Source organism: Vibrio sp. V19_P1S1T109 (assembly GCF_002241375.1).
Classification (GTDB): Bacteria; Pseudomonadota; Gammaproteobacteria; order Enterobacterales; family Vibrionaceae; genus Vibrio; species Vibrio anguillarum.
Genome location: NZ_NDIM01000256.1, coordinates 1 through 8,625, shown reverse-complemented (window position 1 = coordinate 8,625; position 8,625 = coordinate 1). Strand labels below are relative to the sequence as shown.

The window sequence follows — 8,625 nt, the reverse complement described above, 5'->3', positions numbered from 1 at the left end:
GATTAGAGGGAGCGAGCATGGCAATTAAAATTACAATAGCAGACGATTCAAAGATGTCGAGAAAAGCGGTAATGAGGGCGATTCCTGAAGAGTGGGATGTTGAAATCAGCGAAGCCCAAAATGGCAAAGAAGCCCTAGTCAATTACCAAAATGGGTGCGCTGAAGTGATGTTTTTAGATTTGACCATGCCAGAAATGGATGGCTTCCAAGTCCTAGAATATCTGCACAGCGTTGATGCTAAAAGCATTGTCATTGTCATTAGTGCCGATATTCAACCTTTTGCTCAGCAGCGCGTAAGAGAACTCGGTGCAGTCACCTTTTTGCAAAAACCACTTGACCCAGCACAGCTAAAACAAACATTGCACGAGGTAGGACTATTATGACAATGGCACTTTCAGAAGACCATAAAGACGCCCTGCAAGAATTTATGAATATCTCAATGGGCAGAGCAGCAAATAAACTGGCTACCTTGCTTAATTTGCACGTCACTATATCTGTACCCAGTATTGGAGTGGCAACGGATGAGGATTTAGCGCAACTGCAATCTTATGAAACCGATTATTACTACACTCGGCAGTCTTTTTTTGGTGGCATGGATGGTGAGTTAGTGACCTTAATGAGCAGAAAAGGCTGTGAACAGATAGTGAGCGATCTAAAACAATCAACAGGTGATGCTCAAGATGTCGTGAGCCTAGAGGAGAGCATTTTAGATATCTCGAATATTTTATCTGGTGCAAGTCTAAAGGGTCTATGTCAGCAAATAGACATAAAAACTAAAATTCAGTCTCCAGTGCTGTTTTATCCGTCAACACAGCCGCTTCCCATTTCTCAGTGGAAGCTATCTTTAATTATGGAAATCTCTTTTTTAGTCGAAAAAGCGTCATTCTCTGCTAAAACCATCATCTGTTTTGCAGACAACGAATTAGATAAGGTACTCATTCACCTCGATGAGTTGATGTAGGAGCTTGGAATGGGAAAAAGCCGCTTACTGCTTTCTGATCTGCTGGATCAACTCTCTTTTGCGTTGTGCATAGTACGACAGGATTACATTATCGTGAAAGCTAATGACTATTTCCAATCCCGAGTCATTTTTGATGGTGATGTGATGCAAGGAAAGAACATACTTGAACTATTTCCTCATTCCGCAGACTACCTTAAACGAAAAATTGATACGGCATTGGTGATTGAAACTTCAAGCTTTAGTAGCTGGGAGCAGAAGCCTCACCTATTGCCCTTTAAAAGTTCCCGCCCTGTATCGGGTGAAGAAGAACAGATGTATCAAGATTTGGAGATCATCCCTATTCATAGTGAAGATGGGACTATCGAGCATGTCTGTATATGTGTCTATGACGTAACGATACAAGCTAGTCAGCAGCAGGAACTTAAGCGCATTTCTCATCAATTAGAGCAAGAACATCAAGCGCAAAAAGTATTGATTAAAAAACTCGAAGATGCACAAGGACAACTACTGCAATCAGAGAAAATGGCCTCTATTGGGCAGCTTTCAGCAGGCATCGCCCATGAGATCAATAATCCAGTGGGGTTTATCACATCCAATATTCAAACACTGAGTGACTATTTTCAAACGCTAGCCGCCGTTTTAGAAGGGATAAAACAGCAGGTTTCACAAGCAAATGATACCGCTCTAGCGGCAAAGTGTGAGTCATTACTACAAGAGAAACAGATTGATTTTATTTTAGAAGATACGGCAGATTTGATTTCAGAATCACTAGAAGGTTCATCTCGAGTAATGGCCATTGTGAAAAATTTGAAAGAGTTTTCACACGTTGATGGTTCTGAATGGAGCTATGCAAATTTGGAAAACTGTATCGAATCAACGCTGAAAATCATCAATAACGAAATCAAATACAACATTACTTTAGAGAAGATATATCAAGAAAACGTACCTGACGTGTATTGCCAGCCAATGCAGATTAACCAAGTTCTTCTTAATATTCTTGTTAATGCAAGTCAGGCGATTGTCGGAGAAGGCACCATCACCATCTCATTAGCTAAGCTAAATGAGAAACAGGTTGAAATTCGCATTAAAGATACGGGAAGTGGTATTCCTGATGCGATTAAAGATCGCATCTTTGAACCCTTCTTTACCACCAAAGCGGTTGGGTCCGGCACAGGATTAGGTTTATCAGTTTCGTACGGGATCATCAATGGTCATAAAGGCACCATTGCAGTTCATAGCGAAGTGAATAAAGGTACTGAATTCATCATTACGTTGCCGATAGACGCAATCGAATTGGCTACACTAGCAATAGAGTGAAAATTATCGTTATTTGATTAGGGAGTATGCATGTGAGTAAAACCCAGCAACAGGAAGAAAATAGACGCTTTCAAGAAGAACACAGCTTGGACTCAACATTTCACTACGTCGTACTTTCTTTGCTAGGAGTTATGTTTTCAAATCAATCACAAGAAGACAAGTTAGATCAGTTTATTACTCATGTTCAGCCTTTATTCCCTAATACACATATCGTGCTATTTTCTTACAATTCTGAGCAGAGGCTCAAGATACTGCGTTCTAGTTTTCCAATCACCGATACAATTAAGTTAAGCACATACCCGGTCTTAGCCGATACGGAGTTTAGTTACTTCCCTGATTTAGCCAATGAGGCGGGGAAATTCTCAGACTATCACAATGACTTTCCTGCTTGGAAAAGTGGCGTTACCTTTTCCGTCTCCTCACTGACGCGGCGCTATAGCCTGTTTCTTGCGCGAACAACGCTGAATGCTTTTGACTTAAGTGAATTAGAAAAAATCCAAGAAGGCATGTTACTGGTTGAGATGGCCTTAAAATTACTGTCGTCTATGCGGGAGAGTAGTAGTGATCTTCAACGAAATGAGCAAGATGCAAAAAGGGTTTCTTTAGGTAAATTGGCCGCCGGTGTTGCGCATGAAATCAATAATCCACTCGGCTTTGTGATGAGTAATTTCAACACGTTAAGTTCCTATCTTGCCCAAGTGAAGGCACACCCAGAGATCCAGCAGATCAACGACCGTCAGTTGGCAGAAATACTTGATGATAGCGAGTCTATCATTGTGGAAAGTTTAGAGGGGCTTTCGCGTATTAAAAACATTGTAGCGAGCTTGAATGTGTATTATCACGAGTCCAAATTATCAGTTGGAATGGTCGATTTAAGAGACGTGGTTAGCTCTGCAACTAATATGGTGTTGGGTGAAATGAAGCTGAAAGCACGCTTAAATTATGAACCTCCTCAAATACCATTTTATGTTCTAGGGCAAACCCATAAGCTCCAACAAGTACTGATTAATTTGTTAGTCAATGCGTTACAGTCATTCTCTCATACTGATGGTGAAGTCAATGTCGCCTTGTATATGGAAAACAGCTTATTAATCGAGAATAAATCGAGTGTCTGTCTATCGGTATGCGATAACGGTAAAGGCATTTGTCCGGAAGATTTAGTGTACGTTTTTGATCCTTTTTTTACCACCAAGCGTATCGGTGATGGTGCAGGACTTGGATTATCTGTTGCGAAAGAAATCATAGAAGAGCACCTCGGGAAAATTGAAATTCAGTCGACGATAGGTCAAGGAACCTGCGTCTATATTCGTTTACCGCTTTATGTTGCACCTCATCATTCGATGAAAGGATTGGGGTAATTGTATGTTTCGATATAAAGAAATTCTGCTTGTAGATGATGAGCCAGCGGTACTTAAAGCTTTAACTCGTGAATTCAAACCGCATTTTTCTGTGGTTCATTGTGCGAGTAGCGGCCTTGAGGCTCTGACTATTTTAGAGCGGCACCCTATCGAAATTGTGATTTCTGATTATCGAATGCCTAATATGGATGGGACAGAGCTGGTCGTCAATATTCGCAATAAGTATCCCCATGTTGTAACCATTATTCTATCTGGTCAAGCTGACATCAAAGGTTTGTCTCGTGCTTTGAACGAAGGGAAATTGCATCGTTTTCTCCAAAAACCATGGGATAGAGAGGAGCTGATTGAAACCATACGTTTGAGTTTATTGGAGCGTGAAGCATTGCTAGGTAGTGATGTGCTGACGAACTTAAAAAACCGGCGTACGTTAGATGAACAGATTATCGAATTGAAAAAACATGGTGACTCCTCATACGCTTTGGTCATGGTGAATATTGCTAATTTAGACGAAATTAACCATCAATACGGCGGAGCGCTTGGTAATCAATTTATTAAAACGCTGGCGTGGCATCTGAGTGATGGTAATACAGAGCCGGAAACCATATATCGCTACAAAGATAAGCTGTTTATGTGCATTCCATACAGCCCCAAAGGTTATCAAGTTGTGATGCGCCTATGTTCGCGGCTCTCTCAGCCTGTTGAAGTCGACACACATCTTATTAAAACCAGATACACGGTTTTGCTCTGTGATGTTAAATCGTTGCATCAAGTCGATGATATATCTATTGCTGACCTTAATGAACGCTCGCGAGTGCGTTTGCATCATCAACTGCCGATTTACTGGCTCGATAATGATCCTCAATCCCGAGAGTTATTGGCGCTATTTTCTGTATTAAACGATATCGATAGACGCTATTTCTGCGCGTTTTATCAGCCGCAACTATCGACGGTAACTGGTGATGTTTGTGGATTTGAAGCATTAGCTAGGCGCAAAACAGTTGAGAATGAGTGGCAATATCCAGCCAGTTTCTTACCCATAATTGAGCAGTATGGTTTAACTAAAGTGTTGACCGAAAAAATATTGGAAGACGTACTGATGTTCATCAAACAACATCAGAAACTAATTAAAGATCGAAATATCAGTGTTAATGTGCCTGGGAACATGTTGATAAATGGGCAATTTTACGAATTATTGACTAAGCTAACTACAAAGCTCAGTTGCGGTTTGAATAACTTGTCAATAGAGATAACGGAGCATGACTTTATTGAGGATTTTATTCAGGCGAAACAAGAACTCAGTAAACTGAAAGGGTTGGGATTGAGCTGTGCACTGGATGATTTTGGAACTGGATATGCGGGCTATGAATATCTGTGCGAAATGCCTTTCGATGTACTTAAAATTGATGGACGATTTGTTCAAGCAATTGGCAAATCAGCGTCCAATGAAGTTATTCTGAGGGCAATGATAGACAGTGCTGAATCACTTGAAATGGGAGTGATCGCCGAATGGGTTGATACTCAGGAGCAAGCGGATAAATTGAAAACCTTGGGCTGTTCCATTATCCAAGGGCATTTGGTGAGTCAGGCATTATCATCAGACGACGTGGTCAGTTATTTGTCTAGAATGGAGGAGGAACGATGGAAAATGTCGCACAAAAAATAGCGATTGGTGGTGATAGACTTAGCCTTCTGCTGCTAGATGATGAGAGCGAAATTCTAAAATCACTAACGAGGGTTTTGCGTACAGATTATGACATAGTTTCTTTTAATAGCGGAAAGGAAGCCTTGGAATATTTAGAGCAACATGAGGTCTCTATTATTATCTCTGATATGCGGATGCCAGAGATGGATGGTGCCGATTTTCTCGCAAAATCAAAAGAATTATATCCTGAGACGATTCGTATCCTGCTTACTGGATATAGTGATATTCAGTCAACCGTCAGGGCAGTAAATTCCGGCGGAATTCATACCTATATTGGCAAACCATGGGATAACGAAAACCTAAAATTGATCGTTTCAAAAGCAGCGGAGTTTTATCGTCTGACAAAAGAGCGAGAACATTTGGCTATCGAGTTAGAAAAACGCAATAGCGAGCTCGAAGTGGTGAATCTAGCCTTGGAAGACAATAATCGTAAGCTGGCTGAATTTAATCAAGATTTAGAGCAGAAGGTAAAAGAGAGAACGTTAGAGCTGCAATCATCTAATAAAAAGTTAGAACATTTATTGATAAGTCGCAACAAGACGTTTAAAGACATATTGGGTATGGTTACTGCGATCATTCAATATCGAACGGGACACCCAGCCGATCACGCAGAGCGTATTGCCAACCAAGCGAAGGTAGTAGCGCAGCGGTTAAAACTGCCTGAAAGCCAAGTGAGTCATGTCTATTTGTGTGGTTTGATGCACCAAATAGGATTAATCGGTGCGAAAGATAAAGAACTTGAAAAGTTGATTGTTGATCCAGAAACCTCAATTCCTCAGAGTCCTAATGCCAATTCTGTATTAGGTGCCGAGATTTTAGGCCGAATTAAGCGCTTTGAACCACTAGTTGAGATCATTCGCCACCAAGATGAGTTGTATGACGGTACTGGTAAGCCAGGCCATTTACATGGTGAAGAAATACCTTTGTGTTCACGTATTATTAAAGTGGTTAAAGATTATGACTACTATATTGCATCACCAAATAATCCACGTCGTATGCATACCAAAAGTGCGCAGAGTTATATAAAAGAGCAGGCTGGAACCTTATATGACCCCACAGTCGTGGATGCTTTTTTAATGGTAGTAACTTCGTTAAAACACTTGGAGGATGGCCTAGAATTGTGCATTGGTTTGAGTGAAGTGAAACCGGGGATGAAAATTAAGCGTGATTTGTACTTACCCAATGGAAACTTAATGTTGACCGCTGGCAATCAAATTAACTCAGCTTTGTTGGCGAAATTAAAAGAGCTTGAAGAACAGACTAATATGCCAATCGCGGTTTACATCGGTTAACTTAAAAAGAGTGCCGCATCAGCAGCACTCAATTGAATCTTTTATTGTTTTGCAAACAGATAAGTACGGAACCCACCAATCAAGTTACGTGCTTTAAAGCCATTATTGGCCAGTTGGCGGTAGGCTACATTACCGCGCAACCCGACTTGGCAATAAATGACGATCTCTTTGTCTTTGGACAGTTCATTCATACGTTGACGAAGTTGGTCAACCGGAATATTGATGTCGCCTTTGAGATGATTACCATTTTCACGTTCACTTGGATTACGTACATCCAAAATAATATGCGTGTCATTTAGTGAATCGATTTGATCAAAATGGATGGCTTTTGCATCGCCTTTCATTATATTTGTCGCGACAAAAGCTGCTTGGTTAATCACATCTTTCGCGCTGCCGTATGGTGGCGCGTAAGTCAGCTCTAAGTGTTGTAGTTGTTCTACTGTCATACCTGCACGTTGAGCGACAGCCATCACGTCGATACGCTTGTCGATGCCATCTTTACCAACCGCTTGTGCCCCGAAGATTTTGCCTGATTTTGGATCGAACAGCATTTTGAACGACACCACTTCAGCGCCCGGATAGTAGCTCGCATGGCTGGCTGTGTGAACGTACACTTTTTCGTAATCAACGCCGTCACGTTTTAGTTGCTTCTCATTTTTGCCTGTGGATGCCACGGCTAAGTCGAATATTTTACAGATTGCGGTTCCTTGTGTTCCTTGATAGGTTTCGTTACGACCAAGCATGTTATCAGCTGCCATGCGACCTTGGCGATTGGCAGGACCTGCGAGTGGAACCAGCGTTTGTTTGCCTGTAACAAAATCCTTTTCTTCGATCGCATCGCCGACGGCGTAAATCGCTGGATCGCTGGTCTGCATCTGTTCGTTCACCCAAATGCCACCAAGTTCACCGAGTTGTAAGCCCGCTTCAGCAGCCAGTTTGGTTTCTGGACGCACACCAATCGCCATAATCAGGATGTCAGTGGTGAGTATTTCACCATTGCTGAGCACAAGATCCAGTTCACCTTCGATGTGTTTGTGCTCCAGAGTTTCACCCGATTCTGTGCTAGGTAACGTCGCCGCTGGTTTATATTCGACCGATTTTAAGGCAACACCTAAACGTAAATCGATGCCTTTAGCGCGAATCTCCGCATGAGCAAAGCCCGCCATTTCACTATCGACAGGTGTCATTACCTGATCAGCCATTTCGATCAGCGTGGTTTTGATACCGAGGTGATGGAATGCTTCCATCATTTCCAAACCGATAAAACCACCGCCGACGACAGTTGCATGCTCAGGTTTATTCATTTGCAGCGTCTGGATGATTTTATCCATATCTGGAATGTTGCGCAGCGAATGGGTCAGTGGGTTTTGAATCCCAGGAATCGACGGGACAATAGGACCCGCTCCAGGGGAAAGCAGCAAAAAATCATAGCTTTCTTGGTACTCTGACTGATCGAGCAGATTGCGTACAGTGATAGTTTTCGCTGCACGATTAATGCGCAGCACTTCATTCATAGTGCGCACATCTACATTAAAACGCGCTAAAAAGCTTTCCGGTGTTTGTAGCAGCAAATTGCTGCGCTCTTTGATGTCACCGCCAATGTGATATGGCAAGCCACAGTTAGCAAATGAAACGAAGGGGCCCCGCTCAAACATAATGATTTCAGCTTCTTCGCTGAGTCGACGAGCACGAGCCGCTGCGGATGCACCACCCGCGACACCACCAATAATCACAATCTTAGTCATAAATTACTCCAGTAAAATTAAACAAAAGCGGCATGGTAAGGTAAGTAAATCCTCAGTGCAGGCCAAGCTTTTTCAAGAAAAAGGCCGCTGGACAAATCCCTGTGAAAGCGCTTTGAATTAAGTTCACTCCAACAAATACCGTTAGCCAAATAAAGTTTGAATGGACAAACACAGTTAAAACGATCGACAGCAGTACCATGCTGCCCGCCAATATTCTTACCCCATTTTCAATCGTCATGTTGTTACCCTC

The 8,625-nt window shown here is 42.1% G+C and carries 8 protein-coding genes; 6 read left to right on the top strand and 2 right to left on the bottom strand.

Features of this window, described 5'->3' with window-relative positions; all coding sequences use genetic code 11:
• Window positions 1-17 precede the first annotated feature (17 nt).
• The 6 genes from B9J87_RS12875 to B9J87_RS12850 are packed head-to-tail and all read left to right on the top strand — an operon-like array spanning window position 18 to window position 6,630.
• Entirely contained in the window at window positions 18-383 is a 366-nt protein-coding gene (locus B9J87_RS12875; protein WP_013867878.1) for a response regulator, read from the top strand.
• Window positions 380-961 (top strand): chemotaxis protein CheC, encoded by a 582-nt coding sequence (locus tag B9J87_RS12870; RefSeq protein ID WP_013867877.1) that lies wholly within the window; start codon window positions 380-382, stop codon window positions 959-961. Before B9J87_RS12875 ends, B9J87_RS12870 begins: the two co-directional genes overlap by 4 nt.
• Window positions 962-970: 9 nt before the next feature.
• Window positions 971-2,278, top strand: coding sequence for a sensor histidine kinase (locus B9J87_RS12865; protein WP_017047214.1), 1,308 nt, complete (start codon window positions 971-973; stop codon window positions 2,276-2,278).
• 26 nt (window positions 2,279-2,304) lie between these two features.
• Window positions 2,305-3,636 carry a sensor histidine kinase gene (locus tag B9J87_RS12860; RefSeq protein WP_088733407.1) on the top strand — a complete coding sequence of 444 codons (1,332 nt, stop codon included), beginning with the start codon at window positions 2,305-2,307 and terminating at the stop codon, window positions 3,634-3,636.
• A 4-nt stretch (window positions 3,637-3,640) separates the two neighbouring features.
• Window positions 3,641-5,299 carry an EAL domain-containing protein gene (locus B9J87_RS12855; RefSeq protein ID WP_013867874.1) on the top strand — a complete coding sequence of 553 codons (1,659 nt, stop codon included), beginning with the start codon at window positions 3,641-3,643 and terminating at the stop codon, window positions 5,297-5,299.
• Window positions 5,275-6,630 (top strand): HD domain-containing phosphohydrolase, encoded by a 1,356-nt coding sequence (locus B9J87_RS12850; RefSeq protein WP_013867873.1) that lies wholly within the window; start codon window positions 5,275-5,277, stop codon window positions 6,628-6,630. Before B9J87_RS12855 ends, B9J87_RS12850 begins: the two co-directional genes overlap by 25 nt.
• A gap of 41 nt (window positions 6,631-6,671) precedes the next feature.
• Here B9J87_RS12850 and B9J87_RS12845 read toward each other — a convergent pair whose 3' ends face one another.
• Both B9J87_RS12845 and B9J87_RS12840 read right to left on the bottom strand, forming a co-directional pair.
• Window positions 6,672-8,375, bottom strand: coding sequence for an FAD-dependent oxidoreductase (locus B9J87_RS12845; RefSeq protein ID WP_094151072.1), 1,704 nt, complete (start codon window positions 8,373-8,375; stop codon window positions 6,672-6,674).
• 52 nt (window positions 8,376-8,427) lie between these two features.
• Window positions 8,428-8,613: a YgaP family membrane protein gene (locus B9J87_RS12840; protein ID WP_017042380.1), complete on the bottom strand. Its 186-nt coding sequence runs from the start codon at window positions 8,611-8,613 to the stop codon at window positions 8,428-8,430.
• Between the last annotated feature and the right edge of the window lie 12 nt (window positions 8,614-8,625).

Coding starts and splice junctions, on each gene's coding strand:
- B9J87_RS12875 (WP_013867878.1), top strand. CDS start 18: ATGGCAATTAAAATTACAATAGCAGACGATTCAAAGATGTCGAGAAAA.
- B9J87_RS12870 (WP_013867877.1), top strand. CDS start 380: ATGACAATGGCACTTTCAGAAGACCATAAAGACGCCCTGCAAGAATTT.
- B9J87_RS12865 (WP_017047214.1), top strand. CDS start 971: ATGGGAAAAAGCCGCTTACTGCTTTCTGATCTGCTGGATCAACTCTCT.
- B9J87_RS12860 (WP_088733407.1), top strand. CDS start 2,305: ATGCATGTGAGTAAAACCCAGCAACAGGAAGAAAATAGACGCTTTCAA.
- B9J87_RS12855 (WP_013867874.1), top strand. CDS start 3,641: ATGTTTCGATATAAAGAAATTCTGCTTGTAGATGATGAGCCAGCGGTA.
- B9J87_RS12850 (WP_013867873.1), top strand. CDS start 5,275: ATGGAAAATGTCGCACAAAAAATAGCGATTGGTGGTGATAGACTTAGC.
- B9J87_RS12845 (WP_094151072.1), bottom strand. CDS start 8,375: ATGACTAAGATTGTGATTATTGGTGGTGTCGCGGGTGGTGCATCCGCA.
- B9J87_RS12840 (WP_017042380.1), bottom strand. CDS start 8,613: ATGACGATTGAAAATGGGGTAAGAATATTGGCGGGCAGCATGGTACTG.